Source organism: Candidatus Koribacter versatilis Ellin345, assembly GCF_000014005.1.
GTDB lineage: Bacteria > Acidobacteriota > Terriglobia > Terriglobales > Acidobacteriaceae > Korobacter > Korobacter versatilis_A.
In genome coordinates this window covers 2,037,974-2,064,793 of the sequence record NC_008009.1, presented here as the reverse complement: position 1 = coordinate 2,064,793, position 26,820 = coordinate 2,037,974, and the positions used below count along the sequence as shown (strand labels likewise).

Below are 26,820 nucleotides of genomic sequence, written 5' to 3'. Positions count from 1 at the left end.
CGAACACCACGCCGCAAAGGCGCAGCCGTCTCCGACGCAGCAGCGGAATTTAAAGACAACGAGCTTCGAATCGGCGTCACCGACCCCGACGTTTGTGCCAATCCCGGTCTCGCATTACGTGCGGCAGCCGCTTCACGCAGACCGCACCCTTTCCCCTCGCCGGCTCCCCGGTTCCTATTACAACCGGCCTCCTCCCTCGGCTCTCTCCTAGTCAGTCGCTCGTAAAAACTACAACTGACGTCCGCAACGGGTTTCTCTCGAACACTCAGAGTTCCTGATTGCGACATTGCTTCAAGGTGCAGGCTGCCTGCACCGGAACAAGAGAGAAGACCATGCAGCCTACTCGCAAGCGCGCGTTGCTCCTGCTCGGAGCGGCGTCACTGTGCGCTGCAATTGCTTTTACCTCATCCTCCTGTAGCTCCCATTCATCTTCGGTGGCGAGCGCCTCTAGTCCGCCGCGGGCCACGGTAGCGATCGCGAAGAAACAGCCGATCGGAAATTCGATCTCGGTCGCAGGTGAATTTCTCCCGTACCAGGAAGTGGAAATCCACGCAAAAGTGGCTGGGTACATTCGGCACATAGGCGTGGATATCGGGGACCGGGTACATACCGGGCAGGAGCTTGCGGTGCTCGAAGTGCCAGAGCTGACGGCGCAAGTCGAAGGTGCGAATGCCGGCATCAAACGCAGCCAGCAGGAAATCACACGGACAAAGCACCAGGAAGCGCAGGCTGAGGCCGATCACCAAGCGCTGCATGCTGCAGCCATTCGACTGAAACAGGCGTCAGAGGCGCGACCGGGGCTGATTGCGGAGCAGGAGTTGGATGACGCGAATGCCAAGGACCGCGCGTCGGAAGCGCAGGTCGAGGCGGCGAAGGCTGCAGTAGCGGCCTCGGAACAGGGATTGGATGTATCGCGTGCGTCGAAGAGCCAGGTCTCTGCGATGTCGGATTACTCACGCATCACGGCCCCATTCGACGGCGTGGTTACGTGGCGGTACTCCGATACCGGGGCACTGGTACAGGCAGGAACATCAAGCAGTAGCGCCCAGCCTGTCGTGAAGCTGGCCGAGGTAAGGACGCTCCGGTTGCGGATCCCAGTGCCGGAATCCGTGGTTCCGTCGATTCACCAAGGACAAACGGCCGACGTGGTGGTATCCGCGACCAGTGAGCACTTCACCGGCAGAGTGGCGCGATATACGGACTCGCTGGACAGAGCGACGCGCACTATGCAGGTCGAAATTGACGTGCCAAATCCGCAATACAAGCTTTCGTCCGGCATGTATGCCCAAGTCACGCTACATACGGACCAGATCGCCGATGCGCTTAGCATCCCGGTGTTGGCTGTGCATCGTTCTGGAGACAAAGCAAGCGTCCTGGTGGTGAATTCCAGCGATCGGATCGAGGAGCGCGCGATCGCTATAGGTATCGAGGAACCAAATTTCGTGCAGGTGCTCACGGGACTAAAAGAGGGTGAGCGCGTTGTTGTGGGGAACGCGAGCGCGTACCAGGTCGGCGAATTGGTAAGTCCGAAAGAGAGCAGCGTTGCGACGGTGCTTACCTCCAGCACGCAAGGGGGTAGCGAGTAATGTCGCGATTCGCTATCAAGTATCCGTTTTTCATCATTATGCTCTGCCTGGTCATTCTTGTGGTGGGAACTACGATGACGGCACGCATGCCGGTCGATCTCTTTCCTGAGATCAAGATCCCCGTGGTGGTGGTTGCGACGTTTTATTCCGGAATGCCTCCGGAGCAAATTGAAACCGACATCACCGGACGCTTCGAGCGCTTCTTCACCTTGGGCAGCGGGATTGATCACATGGAATCGCGATCGTTGCCGGGTGTAAGTCTCATCAAGGTCTATTTCCAACCGGGCACGGATCCAAACGCGGCCGTCAGCACGATTTCGAATCTTGCCATGGCAGATTTGCGCAAACTTCCGCCGGGAACCCTGCCGCCGGTGATCTTGAAGTTCGACGCCTCGAGCTTGCCGGTCTGCCTGATCACACTGAAGGGCGCGGGACTTAACGAGACGCAACTGCGCGATATTGGCCAGTACAACGTACGCAACCAGGTGGCGAACGTGCCTGGCGCTTCGGTTCCGCAGCCTTTCGGTGGAAAGTACCGGCAGATCCAGGTGTATGTGGATCCGGTGAAATTGCAGGCGGCGCAACTGAGCGTGATGGACGTGGTTCGGACTGTCAACAATTCGAACATGATCCTGCCCGCAGGCGATGTTCGTATTGGGCCGAAAGACTTCAACCTGTACACCAACAGTCAACTTCCGGACATCGAGGAGATCAATCGCCTTCCGCTGAAAACTGTAGGCAACGCTTCGCTACTGGTGGGAGATGTTGGGCACGCGCAAGACGCAGCGCAGATCCAAACGAGCATGGTGCGCGTCGACGGACAAAAGTCCGTGTACTTGCCGGTGCTGAAACAAGGCGGCGACAGCAACACGATCGCGATTGTGGATGGCGTTGAGAAATCGCTGAAAGACCTGGTAGACGTACCGAAGAGTTTGACCGCGAAAGTGGTGTTCGACCAGTCGGTGTACGTGAAGACGGCGATTCGGAACCTGATCAACGAAGGTGGCATTGGCCTGGTGTTGACCGCGTTGATGATTCTCATTTTTCTCGGTAGCGTACGCGGGACAGTTGCCGTCATGTTGTCGATCCCGCTGTCAGCTCTTGCTGCGTTCCTCGCGATTAACGCGAGTGGCGGAACCATCAACACGATGGTGCTCGGCGGACTGGCTTTGGCGTTCTCGCGCTTGATTGATAATTCGGTCGTGGTGCTGGAGAACATCTTCCGGCACCTTGAGAACGGAGAGCCAGCGGAGATCGCAGCGGAACGCGGTGGACGCGAAGTAGCGTTGCCGGTACTGGCCGCGACGTTTACAACAACGATTGTGTTCTTCCCGGTCGTGTTCCTTTACGGCGTGAGCCGGTTCTTGTTCACAGCATTGGCGGCGGCGGTGGTGTTCTCGCTCTTTGCGTCGTACATGGTGGCAATGACGGTCGTACCGTTGTTCTGCGCACAGTTCATCAAGAACGCGCACAACGAAGCAGGGCACGTCGGAGCTCACGCGAACTGGTTCAGCCGCTTCGTAGGCAAGTTCAACCACGCCTACAACCGTATGCTCATGCGTTACGACATTGCGGTGGGCAAGACGTTGCTGCGGCCGATTGCGACGACGATCAGCATTCTCGGTGTCTGTGCGTTCAGCCTGGCCATCTACCCTCTTCTTGGCGTCTCGTTCTTTCCGCGCACAGATCCTGGGCAGTTCGTTTTGAACCTGAAGGCGCCTACGGGAACTAGGCTTGAACTGACGGACGCGTATGCGCAGCGCGTCGAAAAGGACATTCGCGAGATTGTCCCGAACGATGACCTCGGGATGGTCGTTTCGAACATCGGCGTGACGCCGGGATTTTCATCGATGTACACGAGCAACTCGGGCCAGCATACGGCGACGATCCAGGTGAGTTTGAAAGAAGGCCACAAGGTCGGAAGCTACGAATATATGCGCCGGGTGCGGCACAAATTGGCAGACGATTTGCCGGAGCTTTCGACGTACTTACAATCGGGCGGACTGGTGGATGCCGTAATCAATCTCGGCTTACCGGCGCCGATTGATATCCAGGTCAGCAGTAATCATTTGCATGATGCGTACAACGTCGCACAGGAACTTCAGGGGAAGATTGCGAAGGAGCGTGGAGTGAGTGATGTGCTCATACCGCAGGACCTCGACTATCCCGCATTGAAGCTCAATGTGAACCGCGAGATGGCGTCGCGCCTCGGATTGAATTCGCGCGAGGTCGTGGATAACGTGATCACCGCGCTCACTTCGAACCAGATGATCGCCCCAAGTTTCTGGGTAGATCCAAGATCGGGCAACGATTACATGCTCACCGTGCAGTATCCGGATTCGCAAGTGAAGTCGTTGAACGATCTGAAACAGATCCCGCTGCGTTCAGACCATGGGGAAGAGACCACGCAACTCGGTGCGGTAACGGACGTGAAAGTGGTGGATTCGCCGACGGAGGTGGACCACTACCAACTGCGACGGGTGATCGACATCTACGTGGCGCCGTCGGGACAGGACCTCGGCTCGCTTGCAACCCGAGTAAACAAGATCATTGCGGAAACGAAGGCGCCGGAGGGGGTGCGGGTGACGATGCGCGGCTCGGTCGAAGGCATGAACCAGTCGTTCAAGAGTTTCGGCCTTGGACTGATTCTTTCTATCGTGCTGGTGTACCTCATCCTGATGGCCCAGTTTGCATCGTTCCTCGATCCGTTCATCATTCTGCTGGCGATCCCGCCGGGAATAACGGGAGTGCTGCTGTTCTTGTGGGCTACACGCACTACTTTGAATGTCATGTCTTTGATGGGCGTAATCATGATGACTGGCATCGTGGTGTCGAACAGCATTCTGATCGTCGACGTGGCGCGCGAACTGCGGAAGACGGGAATGCCAATTGCCGAAGCGGTCGCGACGGCTTGCCGAATGCGGCTGCGTCCGGTGCTGATGACGTCTCTAGCGACGATCCTCGGCATGATCCCCATGGCATTGGCGCTGGAGGCAGGAAGTGAGCAATATGCACCGCTGGCCCGCGCGATCATTGGCGGATTGACGCTGTCGGTGATCGTGACGGTGTTTCTCGTACCCGCAGCGTACCTGTGGTTGCATCGTCGCGAAGAAAGGCCGGTGGTGCAGGCATGAGAATGAAAGCCCTCTCGTCCCTACTACTACTTGGTTCTCTTTCGTTCGGACAAACAGGTCAGACGAATTCCACCGCACCCTCGTCGATAAAATTAACGGTTGCGGATGCGGAACAAATGGCGCTGAAGAACAATCCGCAAATCTCAATTGCGAAATTGCTCGCACTGGCGCAACGCCAGGTCACACGAGAGGTACGGTCGAACGCGATGCCGACGGCAACCCTCAACGTGACGGCCGTTGATTCGCATGAGGGCAGCCGGATTACCGCAGGCGGGTTGAACAATCCAGTCATCTACGAGCGTGCAGCGGCGGGTGTAAACCTAAGCCAGTTGATTTACGACTTCGGACGTATGCACAACCTCGTCGCGAGCGCGAAATATCGCGAGGAGGCGGAGGTCGCCTCCCAACAGGCAACGACCGCCGACATAACTTTCGCAGTGGATCGCGCGTTCTACAACGCGCTCGATGCCCAGTCCACGCTCGACGTAGCCAAAGAAACGGTGTCGGCACGCCAGGCAACGGCGGACCAGATCCAGGCGCTCACGAACGCGAAACTCAAATCGCAACTTGACCTCAGTTTTGCAAACGTTAATTTGGCGCAGGCAAAGCTTCTGCTGCTCGACGCCGAAAATCGGCAAGCAGCTTCTTTTGCCAACCTCAACAATCTGCTGGGCTTTGAGAAGCAACAGCCGTATCTGCTGGTTGACGAACTTGCAACCCCGCCCGCACCGGCGACGAACGCGGAAGATCTCACTGCCGCGGCCTTTCAGTCCCGACCGGATTTGATCGCTCTTAACGATCGTTATCAGGCAGCGGAGCGTTTCCGCCGTGCGGAACATGATTTGAATCGCCCTACCATCTCCGCGCTGGCGGCATTCGGCGATACTCCTGTCCGCGCCGATCAACTCACGCCGTGGTATGGAGCAGCTGGGGTAAACCTGAGCCTGCCGGTATTCAACGGATTTCTCTACTCGGCGCGCGCGAAGCAAGCCGATTTCGAAGCCAAAGCCGCGCAGGAGCAAGTCCGCGACTTGCGTGATCGCATCGCGAGGGATGTCCAGACCACGTGGTTGCAGTCAACGACCTCGTACCAGCGCATGGCGGTGGCGCAACAGTTGGTGCAGCAGGCAAACCTTGCCTTAGACCTCGCGCAGACTCGCTACAAGCTCGGACTGAGCTCGATCGTGGAGTTGAGCCAGGCTCAACTGGCGCAGACCCAGGCTGCCATTGGAAATGCCGACGCGCAGTATGAATACGAGAGCACGCTCGCGGCATTGCGGTACCAGACCGGCAAATAATCAGTGAAACAGTGGCAAACTTGCTTCGAAGGAAGAAGCGGGCAAACCCATCTGGTTGTAGAAGAAGCAATCAGGCGCATTCGTCCAGTCATAGCGCACGGAAACTGGCTCACTGACTGCCGGGCTCGAGACAACAATCTGCGTAGCTTCGATCTTCGCGGTAGCCGGCGAGAACTTGCCGTCGGTTCCTGCAACCTCGAATCCACACCAGCCATTCTTCCCTGCCTGCAAGCTCTCCGCGTGATCGAATGAGATGCGGAGGGCTTTTTCTTCGCGCGTGACCTGGCGCGGGAGAGGGCCGGAGTACTCGATCTTCTCGCCGTAACTGAGGGCACGAGCGGCAAGCGCAAGACGCGACCCGACGGTCACCTTGTCCGTTGGGTGCACATCGTCGGGATTCCCAACATCGATCGTCACGGCCATGCCCGTGTTGCGCAGTGCCAGACTCTCCAATTGTGTCTGCCGTAGCGATCCCCAGTGCTCTGCTTCGCTAGATTTGTACGCGGAGATCTGCACGAAGAGGAATGGGAAGTCCCCGACCCCCCAATGATTGCGCCAGTCGCGAATCATAGTCTGGAACAGTTCCGCATAATGCGGGGCGCGATCGTAGGCGGAGTTGCTCTCACCCTGATACCAGATGACTCCGCGGATGGGGTAGGGCGTGAGCGGCGAGATCATTGCATTGTAGAGCTCAGATGGAGCCCAGCTATGCGGATCCGGATGCCACGGGAACGACGGTTCGGGCTGGCCTTTTGCCTTAGCCTCATCTTTTAAGCGCTGTTCTTGCGGGCCGATGATCTCGGCCTCATCCACGTATTTGTCCATCATCGTGGCGCGATTCGCGAAGATCGGCATCAGACCGGCTTTGCTTGATAGACCGTCCAGACTCGTCCAAGCTTCGGCGACGCTGCCACCCCAATCAGCTTCCATGATGCCGACGGGCACCTTTTCCTTCTCTATGAGGTTCTTGGCGAAGTAATACGCGACCGCCGAGAACTTCTTCGCGGTTTCCGGAGTGCACGCGACCCACTTGGCAGGCTTCGGGATGTCCATCAACGGGTGATCGGAGTAAGCATGTTGCGTCTGGAAGAAGCGCAACGTCGGAAAGTTGGCTTTGGGAAACTCATCGAGATTCTGCTTTGGAGTTCCTCCCCAGCCTTCCATCGGATACTCCATGTTGGACTGTCCGGATGCGACCCAAACATCGCCGATCAGAACGTCGTGCACGGTGATCGTGTTGCTTCCCTTCACCGTAGCGTCATATGGGCCGCCGGCGGCTTCCGGCGCGAGATAGAGGTGCCAGCGGCCGACGTAGTCCGCCGTCGTGCTCTTCGATTGCTTGTTCAACGAGATGGTGATCGCCTCGCCCGGTGCCGCTCTTCCGAAGAAATGGATAGGCATCCCGCGCTGTAAAACTGCACCGTCGGAGAGTACGGCTGGTAGCGAGACCTCTGCGAAGACGCACGAGGCAAGGCATAGGACAATGGCGATAAGTTTCAACGAAAAGCGCATGAATTGAGCTCCGGGCTATGAAGTCAAATTTCGGACGGCTGCGCGTTTCCAGTGCGCGGCGGCGCCGTAGAGCGCGGCGTCCTCAAAAAGAGTTGAGACGCTAAGTTCGATCTTTGCGCCAAGAATCTCAGAAGCGGTGGGCAGGAAGAGATCCGCGCTACGTGAGATCGCCCCGCCGAAGATGATGCGATCAGCGTGAAATGGCTCGGCAATGGCCCGCAATGACTCTCCGAGGGTAGAGCCGAATTTCTTAAAAGTCTGCACGGCGGCGGCATCCCCGGGACATCTTTCGGCGATATGTCTAACGGTCAGTCGCTTACCGGCTTTCGACTCGTAGGAACCCACAATGGCGCGCGTGGAAATGGAGTCCTCGAGAATTCCGCCGTCCCTCGGCAGGTTCCAGATTTCTCCTCCGGGCGGCACCCCTTCGCCCTCATGCAGAACGGCATAGCCAATCGCAAAGGCAGATCCGACTCCGGTCCCGAGCGTGATCCCGATAGAGCGAGAAATATCGGAAATCGATATTTGCGTCAATTCTCCCAAAAGGAATGCATCTGCGTCGTTTACGAATTGAATGCGATGACCGGGCATTTCGAATCGTGCCGAGAGTTCAACACGAAGGTTACGACCATTCAGCGCTTCATACTTATGTTTAAGATGACTAACACCGGCGGCGTAATCGAAGGGCCCGGGAAAGCCGAAACTCATGCCATCGATTGCCGAAATATTTAAGGCCGCAGCGGCCAAGAGTTCGCTCACAAGTTGCTCGACCGCAACGTAAAAGATGTCCGCGGAACCGTGGCTATCCACAGCGACACTCTGCCTTGGGAGCATTGACATGCTCTCGGTATCCGCTAAGGCCCCGGCGATATGGCTTCCTCCGACATCGAAAACCAGCAAACGCATTTAAAATTGCCCTTCCTTCGTGAAACCCTCTAAAAAACCGGTTCTCTAAACATTTTCCTATTGACTTTGTCTTCCGATTGCCGTCATATGTGTCAAACAATTTTCTTGGGGCACAATTACCCCGCACGGGTTTTTTGTGTGACGACACTCGACCACCGAGACCGGTCTCCCGCCGGTTTTTCGGACGGCTCGGCTCTCCGCCGAGCCTTTTTTTTTGCTATTCGGAGAGTAGCCGTCGCGCACCCTCGTAGCTTGTTTGAAGACTCTCATACACCGGCCTGATAATAGTGTCCTGCTCCACAAAGTAGTGCTCGACACCGACCGCCCGCGCCGCTTCGGCGATCGCCTTGAAGTCCAAAGTACCTGTGCCAACTTCTGTGAAGTGTTCGGCAGGCTTTCCGAGTTTCTGCGAAGTGGCGACGCCAGGCAGGCGATCCTTGATGTGCAGCAACTTCACCCGGCTTCCCAGTCGATGGATCATCTCTACGGGTGCCCCGCCTGCCTGAGTCAGCCAATAACAATCAAGCTCGAACCACACGAGTTTTGGATCGGTTTCCGACAGAAGCACGTCGTAGCCCGTCTGTTCACCAAAACGCTGGAACTCGTAGTTGTGGTTGTGGAACGCAAAACGCATCCCAGCTTGTTTGGCCTTCTCACCCCATTTATTGAATTGCTGAGCAGCCCGTTTGAAATCATCGAGCGAGCGATTTTGCATCGTCTTTGGCAACATGGGGCAAACCATGTATTGAAGGCCGAGTTGGTGAGCGTAATCGAACGACTGCTCGACCTTCTCGTAGTCGAAGTGACCGCTTGGCACGCGCAGGCCAGCGTCGCCGATCATTTTGAGCAGCTCCGGGGCCGGATGTTTGTAGAGGTTCCAATAGGTCTCGACCTCTTCGTATCCGATTTGTCTGATACGCGCGAGAACACTGGGCAATGCAGATTGCGCCTGCTTCCGCACGGTATACAGTTGCAAGCCGATCGACGGCCCTTCGGCGCCCAATGCACGCAGTGGCAACGCATCAGCAGCCAGAGAGGCGACAGCTGTCTTCAGAAAGTCGCGGCGGTTCACCATTGGCGAGATCCTTCGAACCAAGTTAGTCGTGCGGATGCGGGCCGGTGAAATCGGAGCAGCAGGGCTTCTGAGTTGGCCGGAATTCCATGTACTCCACGCGCGTCAGGTCCGGATCGAAGATATCGAACTGCCACTTACCGTCTTTGCCAATCTCCGGGGCGGTTCCATCATCGCCCACTGGAACCCATCCGTGTTCCTTCAGGTTCGGGATCACGGTTGTCATCTTTTCTACGCCTAGAGAAAAGTGGTTCAAGACGCCGAGATCCTGCTTGCTGGGATGTTCGTCGGCACGCATTTCCTCGATCCAAACGGTGCCGTCGGGAACCTGGAGTGCAACCCAGTCGGTGCGGTTGGGCTCCATGCCACCATGCCAATAAAGACGGAAGCCGAGGATGTCCTGATAGAAATGCTCTTCCGCAGCACGATCCCGCACGATGAAGCCGACGTGGATAATTTGCTTCGAAGCTGGAGGCTTCGCAGTCTTAGGCGCCGGCTGTGGTTTTTCTTGAAGGAACTCGATCGCCTGTCCGGCAGGGTCGGTCAGCGCAAACCAGCGAGCACCGTTGCGGCCATCGTTGGCCTTGTCCGGCACCTTGATTCCTTTCGCGCGCAGATAGGCAAGCATGCCGTCGGCCGAGTCGGTGAGAAAAGCGATGTGCGCGATACGATCGTCGGTATCTTTCGAACTCTGTTCAAGTTCGATGGACTGCGTAGTGTTCACGCGGTAAAGAGTGGGCGAGATCTTTTCGTATCCGAGGATGTCGCCGTAGAAATGCTGCGCCTTCGACAAGTCGGTGACGTATACAGCGACGTGCGCGAAACCGGTGATACGTGGCCGCTTGGGTTCGGGTTGATTCGGTTGTGAGAGTGCGGCGCATCCACAAAGCGCCAGGATAGGAGCGAGCCATCGCGACTGCCGCGCAAAGGTCCTCATAGATGAACGATATTCTAGTGCACCATGGCGCTGCGGACGAGGACGAAAAGCGAACAAAATGTAGCGACGGGGCCGTTGCGCATCGTACACTGGCTCACCACACTTTCCGGACTGGAGATCGATTCATGAAGACGTGGATGCGCGCGACGCTGTCCATAGCCTTATTGCTCAGTTGCACGGTAGCGGCCTTGGCCCAAGCCAAGAAAACCGGCGTGCTCGAACCTGCCGACATGAAGACCATTCTTCCCTCGACGTACTTCTTCGACGGGCAATCCGCGCCGGTACAGACGCGGAACTCGGGTGCCGTTCGCTTCGACAATGGCAAGCTGTTCATCGCCGCTCTGGTGGACAACTCGGGCTATTCGACCGATGTCCAGGCGAAGTATCAGGGTCTGCTGATCACAGAGACCAAGATCACGGTCGGCGACAAGGAACTTGGTCCCGGTGAATACGGGTTCGGCTTCACCAAAGATGGAAAGTTCAACGTCCTGAACGTGGCCGCCGATGAGGTGTTCAACGTCGCATCCCAACAAGACGATGCCCAGAAGCACCCGGTGCCGTTGAAAATCGCCGCGGCTGATGGCGGATTCCGTCTCTACGCAGGCAAGAAGTACGTGACCTTCAAAGCGAAGTAATCGGCGGCCATCGTACGTGTCGAAAACAGTAGACCAGCGCCGAACGCCCACCCGTGGGCTGCTCCTCGCGCTCGTAGTCATCCTTTGTTCGGTGCTGGTCTACTCCTTTTACATTCGAGTCCAGATCAAACATCTGCGAGCGGTGCAAACTGATCTCGTGGATCGTAATCGTCGCGACTCGCTGCAACTGTTGCGAATCGAGAACAACCTCAATGCGCTCGCCTTGGCGATGCGCGACATGCTGCAGGGCGATGAGCCGTATCCCCTGACGGCGTGGGAGAGCCAATTCCGGCGTTTACGCGTAGATCTGGATGACGCCTTGCTGAAGGAAGATCAGCTGGCAGCCGCGCATCGCACGCCTGAACAACGGCAATACCTGGCGACTTCGGTTTCCGACTTTTGGGCGGAGGTGGACCATGTCTTCGCAGTCGCAAACGGCGGTGACGAGAAGGCCGCCCGTGCTCTGATTCCAGCGCTGCAAACCCATGAGGCTGGACTGAGTTCAACGGTCTCCCGCCAATTGGTGGAAAACAATCGCGCAGAAGAAGAGGCGGCTCACCAGATCGAATCAATTTATGCGGGCGTCGAGAGGAACGTCTTCGTCTTTCTCGCGGCAACGCTGGCGGCGATCATTGTAACCGGCGTGCTAATCACGTTGTCGAACCGCCAGCTCTTTGCAAGGCTCGCGCACCTTTCCGAACAACGCAGTGAACTGGCGCACAAGCTCATCGCGACGCAGGAATCCACGCTGCAATTCGTCTCGCGCGAATTGCATGACGAGTTTGGTCAAATTCTCACAGCAATCGGTTCCCTCCTCGGTCGGGCCGAGAAGCAAGCGCCCGCAGGTAGCACCTGGGCACGAGATCTGCACGAAGTCCGTGAGATGGCGCAGTCCACTCTTGATAGCGTACGCAGCCTCTCCCAAGCACTCCATCCCGTGGTGCTGGATGAAGCCGGTGTGGAACACGCGATTGACTGGTACTTGCCGATGATGGAGCGTCAGAACGCGATTACGATCCACTATGGTAAGAGCGGTTCTTCCCAATTGGTGGGAAGCGGCGCGGGAATTCACATCTACAGAATTCTTCAGGAAGCCCTGAACAACGTAGTACGACATGCGAGCGTGCAGGAAGCGTGGGTGCGCCTGCAGTTTGAACCAGGGCGGCTCCTGCTCGAAGTCGAGGACCACGGCAAGGGGTTTCAGCCGGACCCATCACGGCGTGGCATTGGCGTAGTCGCCATGCGCGAGCGCGCAGAGCTACTAGGCGGTAACATTAAATGGCTCCCTGCTCCGGGCGGCGGAACGCTGGTCCGGCTGGCAGTACCGAAGGAACGATTGAACGCATGAAGAAGAAGATTCCTGTCCTATTGGCCGACGACCATGCATTGGTGCGGCGCGGATTCCGCCTGATGCTTGAGGATGATCCAGAGATTGAAATCGTCGCCGAGGCTGGCGACGGAGCGCAGGCCGTCAAACTGGCCGGCGAACTCCACCCGCGTGTGGTGGTTATGGACTGCGCTATGCCCGGCATGAGCGGCATGGATGCAACCAAGCAGATCCGCACGCAGTGGCCTGATATCGCTGTTTTGATGCTGACGATGCATTCCGAAGATACTTGGGTACGGCTCGCGCTGGAAGCGGGGGCGAACGGCTACATCTTAAAAAGCGCCATAGATCTTGACTTAATCCAGGCAGTACGCCGCGTAGCAAACGGAGAGACTGTCCTCGATCCGAAAGTCGAAAAGCCAACCCTCAAGGGCAACAAGAGCATGGGGCTTACGAACCGCGAATTAGAGATTCTTCAACTCATCGTAAGCGGCAAATCGAACAAGGAAATCGCCAGCGATCTATCGCTCAGCGTAAATACGGTGTCGGTGCATCGCGCGAACATCATGGAGGGCCTTGGCATCCACAACACGGCTGAACTGGTGGTCTATGCGATCAAGAACGGCCTGGTGACGCTGTCTTGAACCGGCGCGGGTTCCTGTATGGCATGGGCTTGTTAGGCCTCGCGCAGTCTTTACCAACTTTTGCGCAGACCGCGCCGAATCCCGGGTTCAAACTCGTGGATGTCACAAAAGCCGCAGGGATCGACTTTCGACACAACAACGGCGCGTATGGCGGGAAACTGCTTCCCGAGACACTCGGTCCGGGTTGCGCCTTCCTCGATTATGATGGCGACGGTTGGCTCGATGTTCTCCTGGTCAACGGCACGGATTGGCCCGCTCATCGTAAACAGCGGTCGACTCTCAAGCTCTACCGCAACAATCGCAACGGAACTTTCGCTGACGTCACCAAGGCCGCTGGCCTCGATGTCGAGATGTACGGCATGGGCGTGGCGGTCGCCGACTACAACAACGATGGCTTACCCGACATTTTTGTTACCTGCGTAGGCCAGAGCAGGCTCTTCAAAAACACTGGCAAGGGGACGTTCGTTGACGTCACCAAGGCCGCCGGTCTCGACAAACGGACGGCACTCAGCACCAGTGCTCTCTGGTTCGATTTCGATCGCGACGGGTTCCTCGACCTGTTCGTCTGCAACTATGTGAAGTGGTCGCCTGAAACCGACATCTCTTGCAGCATTGATGGCAAACATAAGTCATACTGCACACCCGAAGCGTATCGCGGCGAAACCTGCTGGCTGCTGCGCAACCGTGGCGATGGAACCTTTGAGGACGTCACCGCGAAGAGCGGGATATTCGACTCAAGCTCGAAATCTCTAGGCGTCGCGATGCTCGACAGTAATGGCGATGGCTGGCCGGACCTGGTTGTTGCTAACGATACCCAACCCAACAAGCTCTATCGCAACTTGAAGAATGGGAAATTTCAGGACGTTGGAGTAGAGACGGGCCTCGCGTTCAGTATGGATGGCAAAGCGCGCGCGGGCATGGGCATTGACGTTGGCGACTTCGAGAACTCCGGCCGACCCGGCATTGCGGTTACGAACTTCGACAACGAGATGATCGGACTATACAAGAGCGATGCCGCCGGCAACTTCAACGATGTCGCAGTGACGGCCGGCGTCGGAGGGCCTTCGCGACGCATGCTCGGCTTCGGCTGCGCATTCGCAGACTTAAATCTCGATGGAGCGCTGGATCTGATCGCCGTCAACGGCCACATTGATGACACTGTTCGTGCCGTTCGGCGCGACGTGAACTTCGAGCAAGCGCCGCAGATTTTCCTCAACGATGGCCACGGAAAATTCCGCGACATCGCTGGAAGCATCGGCGCAGACTTCGCCACGCCTAAAGTCGCACGAGGCCTCGCGTACGGAGACTTTGACCGCGACGGCGACCTCGACCTCCTGCTTACGACCAATGCCGGCCCGGCCTACTTGTACCGCAACGACCTCAGCAGCGGTAACCGGAGTATTCGCTTCCATCTCACAGGAACGAAGTCAAATCGCGATGCAATCGGCGCAACAGTGAAGGTAACGTCCGCTGGCGTTACGCAATCGCGCATTGTGCATAGCGGTTCGAGCTACCTCTCGCAATCGGAGCTGGCGTTGACGTTCGGGGTGGGCCAGCGCGACAAAATCGATCGTGTCGAGATCTCGTGGCCGAGCGGACGCACGGAAGAGTTCAAGAATCTCGCGAGCGGCAAAGGCTACGCTGCCGTAGAAGCCAAAGGCTGCAATCCACTCGATCATTTCTAAGCGGCTACTTCAGCCCCAACGCTTGCAGTACCGCAGCGTCTTCGGTGACTTGACCATCCTTCACGTGAACCACACCGAACCCGCCTTGGTAATCCCACATCGTCCAGCCGATATGATTTTTCTCCAACGCGCCGCGTACCGCAGAAATCCAGCGCATACGATCCTCGGGACGAGTGTGTTCGCGATAAGCTCCGAACTCATTGCAAATCAGCGGAACGTTGTGGCGCTTAGCCCAATCGGCGGCAAAGGCCATCTCTCCTTCAATGCGGGCGGCATTCCAGTTGGAGAGCGCAAATTCCTCCAGTTGCCAGCGCGTAAAGTCATCAGGTTGCTGCGCGAGAATTGGTGCCATGTTCTCTGGTGTTGCCGGGAACGGCAAATCCTGCGTGCGTAGCCAATAGGCAGATCCCCAGCTAGCGCCTTGATGCGTGAAGGTGTGGGGCTCGTAGTAGTGGAAGTTGAAGATCAGATTGTGATCGGCAAAGTCGGGCATCCTGACCAGGTCTTCAATATCGGAGTAGCGAGCTCCCGCAACGATGATCGTGTGCTGCGGCGCCGCCCGCCGCACGGATGCCGCGAGGGCCTCCTGGATTCCGTTCCATTTGTACGCATCGCCGAGTTCCGGCTCGTTCATCAACTCGAAGAAGAGTAGATCCGGATTCGACTTTGCATAGTGGGCGGCGATGCGCTCCCAAAGCAGTGCAGCACGTTGTGCTTCGTCACCGTTCGTTGCGACTTGTTTCTTGTACTCGCTGTTCGGATGAAGATCAATCATCACCGCGAGGTCCTGATTGGCCGCCCGGTTCACCACGTCATCCAGCACCTGCACGCGCTCACAGTTCGAGTTCCAGCGGAAACAGTCGAAGACCTGCGGATCAATGCTGATGCGGATGTGATCGAAGCCCATCTTCTTAATGCGATCAATGTCTTCGAGTTTTGTGAACGTGCGCAGCCGCTGCGGGCTGTAGTCGTTCGATTGGGCAAACCATTCACTGACGTTGATCCCGTGGCGCAGATGTTGCGCGCGGCGGAATGCCGGTGAGTCCTGCGCAAACGCAACAATGGATACCAATGCAAAGACAACTGCAAGACGGCGAAGCATGTTGATCCTGTTCCCCGGCTACTTCGCAGCCGGCACCATTTCCATCGACCAGATCGCGCCCGGACGCATATACATGCTCGCGCGATACATTCCGTTGGTGTCGTATGCTTCAGGCGTTCGGAACCAATAGCCCTTCTGGTCGTAAACGACGTTGTACACGCCCTTCGCGGTGTTGAAGCCCTCTTCGCGCAATCCGTTCTGCAGCATCGTCGCCGCAACTGCGAAGGTGACGCCAGTCCAGACCTCTTCGGTCTGCTCATTGTCCTTCAACACTTCTCCAGATGCGCTGATGCCATTCAGTGCGCCCATCGTGCCATTTTGCAATTTCATCACGTTGAAGTCATAAACCTTCTTCAACGCGGAATGTTGCATATCTCGTGGCACGAGGTCGCCAAGGCCGGTCAGCGAGGCATACCACTGCCCTGCCAACTGTTCGGCCATAATGGCGTCTTTGTAGGAGCTGCCGACGTCGTAATTGAAATACGTGCCGTTCCAGAGCTTCTTGACAAAGCTGTCCTGCGCGCGCTTGAAGAGTGCAGCGGTGTCAGCCGCGGTGCGCTGGTCGCCAAGAAGTTTGGCCATCTCCTCCGTGGCCCGCAGAGCCGCGAGATACAGGCTCCCGCTATAAGCGCTCTCGCCGCGTGCTGACCAGTTGTCGTAAGTCTGGTCGGGATATCCGTCATTTTCGATGAGCCCGTCGTTGTTCTTGTCGAACTGACGCAGGAATTGCATCGACTGCTTCACGGCGTTGTAGTTGTATTGCAGAAACGCTTTGTCCTTACTGCCGGACATGACATAGTCGCGCCACACCATCAACACATACTTGCTGTTCAAGTCCTTCCAGAACGACACGCTCTGGTAGTTGTACTGGTTCGGCAGAATCAGCGCGTCTTCCAGCGGGCTGCCTAAATCATGCGGCGCAGATCCAGCGACCTTGCGCTGCGTCGGTTCCAGTTTGTGTTCATTGTCCGACTTCCAAGCCCAGATGTATTTCTGATCGATGTTCTCCGGGATCGTGTCGGCATACTCGCGCATCTCCTGCTTCTCGATCTCCGGCCAGAACTTCGCGAGTGGGAACGATCCATAGAAGCGGACGTCGAGCGTTCCGTAATAAGCGTAGTCAAAGCACTCGAGGTAGCTGAAGCTATCGTCCTTCACCGCTGAGGGATGATGCGGATTGCCAGGCGTGCCGACTTCGTGCGCCCACATCGTGCCGCCATCCACAAGGTCATAAAGCTCATTAAAGAGCATGCCACGATACCAAAGCGGCTTCGATTCATCGCTGATATACGGCTTCTGCCACGCATCAATCTGGCGGCTCCAGTCATTCCCTTGCTCGAGCGCGGTGCGCGCGAGTTTCCAGGCGTTCGTGCCGAAGCGATCGAAGAAACGCGTGTAGTGGCGCGCCCATTTACGGCCCGAGCCGAACTGAATGAACGGCAGATCCCAGGCGAGCGCCATCGGAATCGTCCGCTTTTCTCCGGGCGCCAACGTGAATCGAACGGCGATCGCTCCAGCCAGCGAGTCTCCGCTGCTGGCAAGCCCTGCCGCAACGTTGGGCAAGCGCCCGTCCTTCGCGAACGGCGTCCATACGTCCGAACCGTCACCCGAGGGCCGATACGTCGTCAGGTAAGAAATTTCAACGCCACTTCCTGCAAGCGAAGCAATCGCGAACTGGCCGTCCCACTCATCCGAAACCGGCTCCGAGCGCAGTCGATCGAAAACGATGCCCTGCATCTGGCTCGACTTTATCGCCTCAGATTTGTAGTGGTTGATGTCTTGTGAATTCAGCGCCGCACCGAAGCCCGTTGTCGTATCGCGGAACCACCCGACCATATTCGTCCACGAAAACAGGATCGAGACCGTCACGCGTTTCTGCGAAGGATTTGTGACGTACCAGTTGTAGACCGCAACCGGATAGCTGGATTCCTTGTAGTTATCGGGGATCACCGGCGAAAACTGTTCGAGCGTAAGAGTAATCGGCAATTGTGGCGACTTGTATGCAAACCAGGACTTCGGATAGAGCGCAGCGTAGTCGCCGGCGCCAACCGGGTACGTCCAATTCCACGAAGAGAGCTCGCCATGCTCCGGCTTTTGCGTGGAGAGCACCTGCGCCACCGCAGCATCGCCGTCCGCTTGCGCGAAAACTGCGAACTGATTCGCCGGAACATTCTGATATTTGTGAATTCCCGCTTTCACATGCCAGCGTTCGAAATTTCCGCGATAGGTTCGGGAAAAAGTGCCAGCCCCAAAGCCACCGACTGGCGCGCCCTGCCAATAACCGTCGTCAATAATTGGTAATCCCGGCTTCTTGCCACCGGCATTTTGTAATGGCGCGCCGATGGGTCGCCGCCACGCCGCCTCCGGAATATCATCTCCGGCATATGAAAAGCTGGAGCTGAAGAAAAATAGGGCGGTTAGCACGAATAGGACTGACAGTCGCCGCTTGGGCATGAACTCTCCTGAAACAACTGGGTCGAAACAATGGCACAGCAAAACCCGCAGAATAGTAGAAGAAAATCGTTATTCTGGCAAAGAAAAATCGGTTTTGTTCAAAGCTTCCAGATACATGATCGCCAAGCGCTCAGAATATTGTTATTCTAAAAAACAATACAATTTACACACGCCGTGGGGCGTCACCGCTACATTGTTTCTAGGCTCAGCTCGACGATGTATAGCAGTACTCACGGTTGGATTCGCAAAGAACAGAAAACGCGGGCTTTCACGGTTCAATAGTGAGGCTCGCAGAACGATAGCTTCATATCACCGAGTTTAGGCCAGACCGAGGCACCAGAAACGATTCGGCCATTTACGGATCGTTGGGGATGAAATGGCTCCCAGGAAAAAGCTCTCAGACTCCGGCGGCCCGCCGCGCGTAACCCTGAAGACGATCGCCGAGAAACTCGGCCTGACAGCAGGCACCGTCTCAGCAGCCCTCAATAACTCACCCGCGGCACGATCCATACCCGACGCGACCAAAGAGCGCATCCTTCGAACTGCGCGCGAGCTGGGCTATAGCCCCAACTATTTCGCGCGCTCATTACGGCTCCAAAGAGCCTACACGGTCGGTGTAATCGCCGAGGAAATCGGTGATCCCTACGGTGGCATGGTGATCAGCGGCATCGAAGAGTACCTACGAAAGAACAACTACTTCTTCCTCGCGGTCAGTCACCGCCACGACCAGGAGATTTTGCACACCTACGCGAAGATGCTGATGACGCGAGGGGTAGAAGGCTTCATCACCACCGACACTTCGCTTCTGAGCGATCCCGGCTTGCCCACGGTCGCTGTTTCCGGGCACCGCCAGGTCAGCGGCGTAACCAATGTGGTGATTGACCACCACGTTGCGGCCCGCCTCGCGTTGCAGCATCTGGTCGAACTCGGCCATACCCGGATCGCGTTTCTCATCGGCGACCCGGCGAGTTCCGATTCTAAGACCCGCTGGTCCGCCATATGCGAAGTCGCTGCCGAACTTCGTTTGACGATCTATCCCGAACTCACTGTGCAAATTGAGAGTCGTGACTCGACGCCAGGTCTGGGCTATCCCTTCGCGAAGCAGCTGCTGGAACGCCGAGTTCCCTTCACGGCGCTCTTTGCGTACAACGATCTTTCTGCAATCGGCTCTATCTGGGCGTTCCGTGAAGCAGGAATACGAGTTCCAGAGGATATCTCGGTCGTCGGCTTCGACGACATTCCGTTCTCTGCCTACACTCATCCCGGCCTCACGACGATTCGGCAACCTCTGAAACAGATGGGAATGATCGCAGCGCAAACCGTTGTGGACCAGATCGAAGGTAAATCGGAATACGTGCCGGAAATCGTAGTCGAGCCGGAGCTTGTGGTGCGCTCCTCAACCGCGCCGGTAAGTGCGCACAATCGCGTCGTCACGCAGATGTCGCACGCGTCCGACTGAGCACAGTATCCTTGGACTTTCCTTGGTAAAACGGACGAAAGCGGCAGGCGACAATCGCGGCAACGGCACGGCTGAAAATCGAAAGCCGAACATCACGATTGCTGATTTGGCTGCGCACCTGAAGCTGACGAAAGGTACCATCTCCGCGGTCCTCAACAACTCCCCGTATTCGAAGTCGATTCCGCAGCACACCAAGGACCGCATTCTCGCTGCTGCTGCTGAACTCAACTACCAGCCAAACTTCCTTGCTCGCTCGCTCCGACAAAAGCGGAGCTACAGCATCGGTGTTGTTGCCGAAGAGATCGGCGATCCCTACAGCAGCGTCATTATTAGCGGTATTGAGTCTGTTCTCAGCCGGATGAAGTACATCTTTCTAACGGTCGCGCATCGACACGACCCGAATCTACTTCAGCAGTACTTCGATATCCTCCGCACCCGTGGTGTGGAAGGGATCATCGCGATCGACACCCGGATCGAGTCCTCTCCTGAACTCCCGCTCGTCGCCGTGCCTGGCTATTCGAAATTTGACGGCGTGCATAACATTGTTCTGAACCATCGAACTGCGGCCAAAGTGGCGCTTGAACACTTGGTTGGTCACGGCCATCGACGAATCGCAATCTTGCGCGGCCAGATCCTCAGTTCAGATTCGGCAGAGCGTTGGCATTCGATCCAAAAGGTCGCACAAGAGATGTCGATCAAAATCGATCAGGACCTTGTGGTGCAGTTGAGTGGCGACCACGCTTCGCCGCAACCTGGTTTCGAGGCCATTCACGAACTGCAAGCTCGCCACGCCAAGTACACGGCGGTATTCGCATACAACGACATGGCCGCGATCGGAGCGATCCAGGCGCTGAAGAAATTCGGCCTGCAGGTTCCGAGCGACGTATCAGTGGTCGGATTCGACGATGTGCGTGAAGCGACTTTCTACTCGCCATCTCTTACGACGGTACGCCAACCTTTGCGCAAAATGGGCGAGACGGCCGCGGAAACCCTCGTCGGTCGAATTGAAGGCAAGACGGATCTGCCGGCGCACGTGGAAGTGGAGCCGGAATTTGTGATTCGGCAGTCCACCGGTGCAGCACGTTCCCTCTAGCTAGCTTTCCGCAATTGGCGGTACTCGATAGCCAAACTCACGATCGATCACCTCGGCGATTCCCAACACAATCTCATCTGCGTAAGGTCGAGCTGCGATCTGTACCCCGATTGGTAGACCTTCGGGAGAGGCTCCCACCGGCACGACTGCTGCCGGAGCGCCGAACGTGTTGAACCACTGCATGTAACGCATCGCGTCAAGATATTGAACGGTCTTCCCTTCCACTATCCATTCGCGCTCGTCATGCCGGAAAGCCGGAATGGCGCAAACAGGGCACAGCCACACGGGATAGTCGCGCATCTCAGCGAGCATTTTCGCGCGGATCATGTCGCCTTCGGCCCAGGCAAAAAGTAATTCCTTGCTTTCGAGTGGCGGCTCCGCTTGCGCAGTCGCCATAAAGTCTTTGAATGTTGGACTTAGTTTTTCGTAACGGCCTTGAATAATCGCTTCGTCGAAGGCAAAGCCGCAGCGGACAAAGAACGTCCACCAGATCTTTCGTGCTGCTTCGAGAGTTCGTGGTCGAAATGGTTCAACCCGAAATCCCGCGCGCCGTAGCGCATCAACTGCGGACTGGATTGCGAAACGCGTCTCCGGAGTGACAGGAACGATGCCATCATCCTCAAAATAGCCAATCGGAATTTGCTTGAGTTCGGTGATCGATGGAGTGCACAACGGCACCGGCGCGGAAGCAGGATCGTCGAGGTCCTGCCCCGACAGGACGCTAAACAGCAACGACACATCTTGCATCGTCCGTGCCATCGGACCTATCGCGCCAAGCGTCGCGAACGGACCGAGACAGGCGGGAATGTGGCCGGTAGCAGGAATCCGCCCCGGCGTCGGCTTGAGCGCGCAAATGCCCGTAGCATGCGCTGGCTGACGGACCGAACCACCGCTATCGCTGCCCAGCCCGGCCGCGGACATCCCTGCCGCGATTGCCGCCGATTCGCCCCCGCTGGATCCACCCGCAGAGTACTCGATGTTCCATGGATTCAAAGTGCGACCGTAGAGATCGTTAGCCGTCTCGTAGGACATCAGCAGTTCGGGAGCATTGGTAGTCCCGAGGATCACGGCTCCCGCGGCGCGCATACGTGCCACCACCGTCGCATCTTCCGAGGGAATGTTGTTCCGGTAGAACCCACTGCCGAGTTCGCATTTGTGGCCCGCGACCGCAATCGAAGACTTCACAGTGACTGGCAACCCTGCGAGCGGGCCTTCGTGCGCAGAAACCTTGCGGGCTTGGGCCCGGACGCGCTCAGGATCGAAGTCCACCAGCGCGTTGAGCTTGGGATTCAGCCGCTCGATCTGGTGGATGTGCTCTTCCACGAGTTCGAGCGGTGAAAGCTTTTTTTTACGAAGAAGTTCCAGAAGCTCAGTGGCTGAACGGGTTGTTAGGCCGCTCACTTCCCACCTTTGATCTTCGCCCGTGCCGCCTTCGGAGCTGCTGCAGAAGCGCCGTACGGCCGCTTCTGCTCAACCAACCCGCCCTCTTTCACGACGACAGTCTGTCCTGCAGCAACACCCGCGAGATGATCGACCTGACCGCTGGGCCAGGTAATCTGAACCTCATCAGCGGTTGCGTGTTGGCCAAGTCCGAATGTCAGCACCAATTCACTCGCGGAAAGATAGCCGGAACCGCTGCGCAGCATCTGCGCCTGCTTGTCGTTCCCAGCGCGCACGGTCACTACTGCGCCGATGCCGTCGCGATTGGACCGTGTCCCGTCGAGCTTAATGCGCAGGCTCTTGTTCGTCGCGCCGTCATTGCGAAGCAGCATCGCCGGACCACCGTTCGTAGTGATCAGCAGATCGAGATCTCCATCGTTGTCGATATCGGCATACGCCGCGCTGCGAGCGACTTTCGGGGTCCCCAGTGCAGTTCCCACCTGTCCCGTGACTTCGGTGAACTGTCCATTCCCCTGGTTGTGAAAGAGGTGCGAAGGCTGCGAGTACTTCACGCGCTTTTGGATCTTCTCGATCTCCGGCTCAATGTGTCCATTCGCCACGAAGATATCGGGCCAACCGTCGAGATCGTAGTCAAAGAAGAAGCAGGCAAACCCAAGCGTGAGCAAACTCTTGCGGCCGACTTCCGAGCGTGGCGCTTCATCCACGAATAGCGTGTTGCCCTCGTTGTGATACAGCGCCATCATCTGGTTCGAGAAGTTGCCAATGATGATGCTGGGTTTGCCAGACCGATCGTAGTCGGCGGCGTCCACTCCCATCCCAGCGCGCGCAACACCATCTTCGCTGAACGCAATGCCCGCAGAAACCGCACTCTCCTGGAATTTACCGTTCTTCTGATTGACGTAGAGTTTGTTCGGCTGCGTGTCGTTAGCGACGATGAGGTCCGGCCAGCCGTCGCCATTCACATCGGCCACTGCGATGCCAAGCGACTTCGAAGTCGAATCAAAAAGCCCGGACTTCGCGGTTGCATCTTCGAATTTGCCGCCGCCAAGATTGTGCCAGAGCCGCACCGATGCGCCCTTATAAGCCTCAGGCGTGCAGTACGACTTCTTGCTGCCATCCAGCGTGCAATAGATGTCCGTCTCAGGCGTCCATTGCACATAATTCGCGACGACAAGATCGAGTTTGCCGTCCTTGTCGTAGTCCACCCACGCTGCGCTGGTGCTGAACTCATTCGGCCCCAGCATCCCTGCCTGCTTCGTCACGTCGGTGAAAGTGCCGTTCCCGTTGTTGTGGAATAGATGGCTCTGTCCTAGTGCAGTAACGAAAAGATCGTCATAGCCATCGTTGTCGTAATCGCCCACCGCAACCCCGAGCCCGAACATCGGTACCGACAAGCCTGCTTTCGCAGTCACATCGGTAAACGTCCCGTTGTGGTTGTTGTGGTAGAGCTTCATCGTGCTGCTGCTGCCTGGCGCCCAAGTCTTCCCGTTAATCAGCAGCACATCGGGATATCCGTCGTTGTCGTAGTCAAGGAACGCGCAGCCCGGCCCCATCGTCTCCGGCAGATACTTCTTCCCCGTCGCACCATTGGTGTGCGTGAAGTGGATTCCCGCCTGCTGGGTGATGTCCTTGAAGGTGATCTGCGCCTGGGCCGTCGCAACGAAGGCCGCGCACACCAAGATACTCGCGGCCAGGATCTTCCCGATTCGCTTATTCATCAGTCCTATTTCCCGGCGCTTGCGCCATGTGTTTGCGTCGTCTTCGCAGTCTTCACCGGCGTCACGCTCTTAGAGGTTGGGCCAAGCGGCACCGACACGTGCTCATGAATCTGCTGCCGCTCGTTGTTATCTTCCGGATGCTTGCGCCGATACTCGCCACTGATCGCCTGCGATGCTTCGTCCGCCTTGAAGCGTAGATAACGCTTCTCGTAGTCCGCAGCGACTTCCGTCTTCCCCAACCCACGATAGCAGAGCATCAGGTTGTAATTTGCCTGCAGGTCTTCTGGATCAACTTCCATAACCTGCTGCAATTCAGCGATCGCCTGATCGTACTTGCGTTGCAGGAAGTAGATGCGCCCGAGATCATTGCGCACCACGCGGTCCTTGGGATACTGCGCCAGCACAGCCTGCAATTCCTGCGCCGCGCCATCGTAATTGCCATCCGAACGCAGGACGCGTGCGTAGAAGAACCGTGCACGCGCAAGATTCGCATTGATCTTCAGGGCCTTCGTCAGTACCTCGCGAGCCCGCTCCATGTCGCCTTCCTGCACCGCGACGCGACCAAGATTCACCCAACCATCTGGATTATTCGGATCTGCTTCGGTCACCTTCACGAACGCAGCCGCTGCGCCCTTCAAGTCGCCTTGTAGTAACAATCCGATGCCATAATCGTTCCAGCGCTGCCACTCGTCCTTCTTCGTGACTGTCTTCGGCGTTTCCAGTGGAGTGTTCTTCGGAACCACTCGAAGCTCGACCGTCTTCTCCGCCAGCACCTCAATCGGAAGATCAGGAACGCTCTTCATCTTGCCAGAGACGTCCGCCAGATCGCCATCGAAAGTAAACCCGCGATCATCGTACGATGCCTTCGTCAGAGGCTCAGCCACTCGGTCTTTCGATTGGCCCGCGTAAGCAAAATGCGTGTTGTACCACGAGAACTTTCGGTAGCAGAGCCGCGCCGTGAACTTGATCTTGTCGCCGACATTCTCGGGCACATTCACACGGAAGTGCACCGTATCCGCCGCGCCTGGAGGGATCAACCGCACATAAACTGTCGATCGCGTAGACCACGCGTTGCGCTTGTTGATCTCGTTGCCGTGTTCATCGATCTGCAGCGAGCGATAGAAGTGCGCTCCCTTCTCCACCGGCCCCTTGCCGTCGTCTTCGACCTTGCCGCTCCAGAAGACTGGCTGTCCCTTGTCATCCACGGCTTTCAATTCAAGCCAGGTATCAAAGGCATCCACCGTGCCGCCCGGGAAGAAGTGCCCGACCTTGCGGGTGCGAACCACAACGTCCATGCGTACGCTTTCGCCGCGGCGCAGTACCGGGTTCGTTTCATCCAGCGGAGCTGTGACCGGTACACTTTCCGTTGTGTTCTCACCGGTGGTCTTAACTTCTGCTTCTTCGCCGACGGCAAACGAAGTTGAATTTTCCGCCTGCGCGGTTCCGCCTACTGGCGTTGCCGCGTGCGAGATTGCGAAGATGTCCACGGTGACTGCCGTCTTCAGGAAATTCTCGATCAACTTGAGTTGCGCGGGATCCTCGTTCGCCGTTGGCAGCGCGGTATTTGCGCCCGGGAACTGGTGCGAGTGCACAAAGCCATCAATATTTCCGAAGTCATTCGACTTCGCCGCTGGCATATGGCAATCCGCGCACTGTTGCGACTTCGGCGGATAGTAAAACGACCGCGCGCCGAAGCCCGAAACGCCGCTCGCCTGCCAGTTGTCGTACTCATTGAAACCGCGGATCCAGCGGTAATTGTTCACCGGGGCGTCGAGGTGCACTTTGTGGCACGACGAGCAGAATTCCGCCGTCTGTTCCTTCATAAACGGCTTGAGAAACACTCGACGATGCGGCTCGGGATTCAGCTTGATCGTGAAGTCATGCAGCGCGCGCATCACCGGATTCTTCGTTGCTGCCAGCTCATGCAATTCCGGATACTCGAGCATGAAGTCGGCCTGCCCCATCGTGCTCTTCACCTTCACGATCGAGTGGCACATCATGCAACCCAGCCCTGCCTGCGACTCCGGCCGATGAATAATCTGTTTAATCGGCGTATCCATCAGGCCGCTGTAGAGCACCGCCGGATCGTGGCAGCCACCGCACCATTTCGACGGCTTCGTCCCCCGCACGTCCTGCATGTACTCAATGCTCTTGCGATACCACTGGTTATTGAACGACGAAAAATGGTGCGCCGACTTCTGCCACTGGTTGTAAATGTCCTGGTGGCAGCGCGCGCACGCGTCGGATTCCATGAAGAACTTTGCCGGAATCTTGCGCTTCCCTGCAACCTGCGCCGAACTCGGAAAGAACATGCCGGTCGAGCCATCGCCCTCATCATCCATGGTCAGTGGCGCGGCATTGGGGTTCTTGATGGCGTATTGCTTGCTCCAGAAACCACGCGCATACCAAGCTGCAACGCTCACAACCGCAACCAGTGCGACGATTCCCGCAAATGCGCCCCACGGCGTTCCACTCGAGACACCCGAATTCGCGCGCCTCTGCCGCACCAGCCACGTCGCCAGCAGCACTACTGCCACTACGCAGAATGCGATGTGCGCCCAAAGCGCATAGCGTTGTGGTCGCGAGGTGCCAATGAAAATCAGCACGATCCCGATCACGGCTCCCACGCCCATCAAGGCGCCGGCGCTTCCAGCCAAGAGTCCCGACGTCCGCAGTTTGGGGATATATCGGAGTCCGAGCAGTGTGACCAGCACTCCAAATCCCGCATGTGCAAGCACCACCGCGGGATAGACGAGGTTCGGCGCAGGCCACGCGTACAGGTAAATGGCCGAAACAACAAGGAACGCAAGCAGGGCAAATCCGAGTTTCCGCATCAGTCCGCCGATGATTCCATTAG

General features: G+C 57.2%; 18 protein-coding genes. 9 read left to right on the top strand and 9 right to left on the bottom strand.

Translation table 11 applies throughout. The annotated features are described in order from the left end of the window. The first annotated feature begins 332 nt into the window (after positions 1-332). The 3 genes from ACID345_RS08720 to ACID345_RS08710 are packed head-to-tail and all read left to right on the top strand — an operon-like array spanning position 333 to position 6,018. Positions 333-1,586 (top strand): efflux RND transporter periplasmic adaptor subunit, encoded by a 1,254-nt coding sequence (locus tag ACID345_RS08720; protein WP_011522503.1) that lies wholly within the window; start codon positions 333-335, stop codon positions 1,584-1,586. Beyond that, positions 1,586-4,720 (top strand): efflux RND transporter permease subunit, encoded by a 3,135-nt coding sequence (locus tag ACID345_RS08715; protein WP_011522502.1) that lies wholly within the window; start codon positions 1,586-1,588, stop codon positions 4,718-4,720. Before ACID345_RS08720 ends, ACID345_RS08715 begins: the two co-directional genes overlap by 1 nt. Beyond that, positions 4,717-6,018 carry a TolC family protein gene (locus tag ACID345_RS08710; RefSeq protein ID WP_011522501.1) on the top strand — a complete coding sequence of 434 codons (1,302 nt, stop codon included), beginning with the start codon at positions 4,717-4,719 and terminating at the stop codon, positions 6,016-6,018. The genes ACID345_RS08715 and ACID345_RS08710 overlap by 4 nt, the downstream gene beginning before the upstream one ends. On the opposite strand, the gene ACID345_RS08705 is transcribed toward ACID345_RS08710, so the two are convergent. The 4 genes from ACID345_RS08705 to ACID345_RS08690 form a co-directional block, all read right to left on the bottom strand. Further along, a complete protein-coding gene (locus tag ACID345_RS08705; protein ID WP_011522500.1) occupies positions 6,019-7,530 on the bottom strand; it encodes a sialate O-acetylesterase in 1,512 nt (503 codons plus the stop codon). It lies immediately after the preceding gene. A 15-nt stretch (positions 7,531-7,545) separates the two neighbouring features. Next, on the bottom strand, positions 7,546-8,436 hold the full coding sequence (locus ACID345_RS08700; protein ID WP_011522499.1) for an ROK family protein: 891 nt from the start codon (positions 8,434-8,436) through the stop codon (positions 7,546-7,548). Positions 8,437-8,653: 217 nt separating this feature from the next. Next, a complete protein-coding gene (locus tag ACID345_RS08695; protein WP_011522498.1) occupies positions 8,654-9,511 on the bottom strand; it encodes a sugar phosphate isomerase/epimerase family protein in 858 nt (285 codons plus the stop codon). Positions 9,512-9,533: 22 nt separating this feature from the next. Further along, complete coding sequence (locus ACID345_RS08690) at positions 9,534-10,445, bottom strand: VOC family protein (RefSeq protein ID WP_011522497.1); 912 nt, start codon at positions 10,443-10,445, stop codon at positions 9,534-9,536. A gap of 125 nt (positions 10,446-10,570) precedes the next feature. On the opposite strand from ACID345_RS08690, the gene ACID345_RS08685 reads away from it, so the two are divergent. Genes ACID345_RS08685 through ACID345_RS08670 form a run of 4 tightly spaced genes read left to right on the top strand, consistent with a single transcriptional unit; the run spans position 10,571 to position 14,736 of the window. Next, complete coding sequence (locus ACID345_RS08685; RefSeq protein WP_011522496.1) at positions 10,571-11,080, top strand: hypothetical protein; 510 nt, start codon at positions 10,571-10,573, stop codon at positions 11,078-11,080. A gap of 16 nt (positions 11,081-11,096) precedes the next feature. Then, positions 11,097-12,428, top strand: coding sequence for a sensor histidine kinase (locus tag ACID345_RS08680; RefSeq protein WP_011522495.1), 1,332 nt, complete (start codon positions 11,097-11,099; stop codon positions 12,426-12,428). Further along, on the top strand, positions 12,425-13,051 hold the full coding sequence (locus tag ACID345_RS08675; protein WP_011522494.1) for a response regulator: 627 nt from the start codon (positions 12,425-12,427) through the stop codon (positions 13,049-13,051). Before ACID345_RS08680 ends, ACID345_RS08675 begins: the two co-directional genes overlap by 4 nt. Then, positions 13,048-14,736, top strand: a complete 1,689-nt coding sequence (locus tag ACID345_RS08670; protein ID WP_011522493.1) for a CRTAC1 family protein — start codon at positions 13,048-13,050, stop codon at positions 14,734-14,736. Before ACID345_RS08675 ends, ACID345_RS08670 begins: the two co-directional genes overlap by 4 nt. Before the next feature lie 4 nt (positions 14,737-14,740). On the opposite strand, the gene ACID345_RS08665 is transcribed toward ACID345_RS08670, so the two are convergent. Together ACID345_RS08665 and ACID345_RS08660 are read right to left on the bottom strand one after the other, a co-directional pair. Next, complete coding sequence (locus tag ACID345_RS08665) at positions 14,741-15,838, bottom strand: glycoside hydrolase family 5 protein (protein ID WP_011522492.1); 1,098 nt, start codon at positions 15,836-15,838, stop codon at positions 14,741-14,743. 18 nt (positions 15,839-15,856) lie between these two features. Next, positions 15,857-18,292, bottom strand: a complete 2,436-nt coding sequence (locus ACID345_RS08660; protein ID WP_011522491.1) for a GH116 family glycosyl hydrolase — start codon at positions 18,290-18,292, stop codon at positions 15,857-15,859. 376 nt (positions 18,293-18,668) lie between these two features. Between ACID345_RS08660 and ACID345_RS08655 the strand changes: the two genes are divergently transcribed. Then, a complete protein-coding gene (locus ACID345_RS08655) occupies positions 18,669-19,751 on the top strand; it encodes a LacI family DNA-binding transcriptional regulator (protein ID WP_011522490.1) in 1,083 nt (360 codons plus the stop codon). 22 nt (positions 19,752-19,773) lie between these two features. Next, positions 19,774-20,844, top strand: coding sequence for a LacI family DNA-binding transcriptional regulator (locus tag ACID345_RS08650; RefSeq protein ID WP_011522489.1), 1,071 nt, complete (start codon positions 19,774-19,776; stop codon positions 20,842-20,844). Here the strand turns inward: ACID345_RS08650 and ACID345_RS08645 are convergent, their stop codons facing one another. Genes ACID345_RS08645 through ACID345_RS08635 form a run of 3 tightly spaced genes read right to left on the bottom strand, consistent with a single transcriptional unit; the run spans position 20,845 to position 26,797 of the window. Further along, entirely contained in the window at positions 20,845-22,245 is a 1,401-nt protein-coding gene (locus ACID345_RS08645) for an amidase (RefSeq protein WP_011522488.1), read from the bottom strand. Next, positions 22,242-23,963, bottom strand: coding sequence for a CRTAC1 family protein (locus tag ACID345_RS08640; protein WP_011522487.1), 1,722 nt, complete (start codon positions 23,961-23,963; stop codon positions 22,242-22,244). The genes ACID345_RS08645 and ACID345_RS08640 overlap by 4 nt, the downstream gene beginning before the upstream one ends. A 5-nt stretch (positions 23,964-23,968) precedes the next feature. Further along, positions 23,969-26,797: a tetratricopeptide repeat protein gene (locus ACID345_RS08635; protein WP_011522486.1), complete on the bottom strand. Its 2,829-nt coding sequence runs from the start codon at positions 26,795-26,797 to the stop codon at positions 23,969-23,971. Positions 26,798-26,820 lie beyond the last annotated feature (23 nt).

Coding starts and splice junctions, on each gene's coding strand:
- ACID345_RS08710 (WP_011522501.1), top strand. CDS start 4,717: ATGAGAATGAAAGCCCTCTCGTCCCTACTACTACTTGGTTCTCTTTCG.
- ACID345_RS08700 (WP_011522499.1), bottom strand. CDS start 8,436: ATGCGTTTGCTGGTTTTCGATGTCGGAGGAAGCCATATCGCCGGGGCC.
- ACID345_RS08720 (WP_011522503.1), top strand. CDS start 333: ATGCAGCCTACTCGCAAGCGCGCGTTGCTCCTGCTCGGAGCGGCGTCA.
- ACID345_RS08685 (WP_011522496.1), top strand. CDS start 10,571: ATGAAGACGTGGATGCGCGCGACGCTGTCCATAGCCTTATTGCTCAGT.
- ACID345_RS08655 (WP_011522490.1), top strand. CDS start 18,669: ATGGCTCCCAGGAAAAAGCTCTCAGACTCCGGCGGCCCGCCGCGCGTA.
- ACID345_RS08640 (WP_011522487.1), bottom strand. CDS start 23,963: ATGAATAAGCGAATCGGGAAGATCCTGGCCGCGAGTATCTTGGTGTGC.
- ACID345_RS08635 (WP_011522486.1), bottom strand. CDS start 26,797: ATGCGGAAACTCGGATTTGCCCTGCTTGCGTTCCTTGTTGTTTCGGCC.
- ACID345_RS08715 (WP_011522502.1), top strand. CDS start 1,586: ATGTCGCGATTCGCTATCAAGTATCCGTTTTTCATCATTATGCTCTGC.
- ACID345_RS08695 (WP_011522498.1), bottom strand. CDS start 9,511: ATGGTGAACCGCCGCGACTTTCTGAAGACAGCTGTCGCCTCTCTGGCT.
- ACID345_RS08705 (WP_011522500.1), bottom strand. CDS start 7,530: ATGCGCTTTTCGTTGAAACTTATCGCCATTGTCCTATGCCTTGCCTCG.
- ACID345_RS08660 (WP_011522491.1), bottom strand. CDS start 18,292: ATGCCCAAGCGGCGACTGTCAGTCCTATTCGTGCTAACCGCCCTATTT.
- ACID345_RS08665 (WP_011522492.1), bottom strand. CDS start 15,838: ATGCTTCGCCGTCTTGCAGTTGTCTTTGCATTGGTATCCATTGTTGCG.
- ACID345_RS08675 (WP_011522494.1), top strand. CDS start 12,425: ATGAAGAAGAAGATTCCTGTCCTATTGGCCGACGACCATGCATTGGTG.
- ACID345_RS08690 (WP_011522497.1), bottom strand. CDS start 10,445: ATGAGGACCTTTGCGCGGCAGTCGCGATGGCTCGCTCCTATCCTGGCG.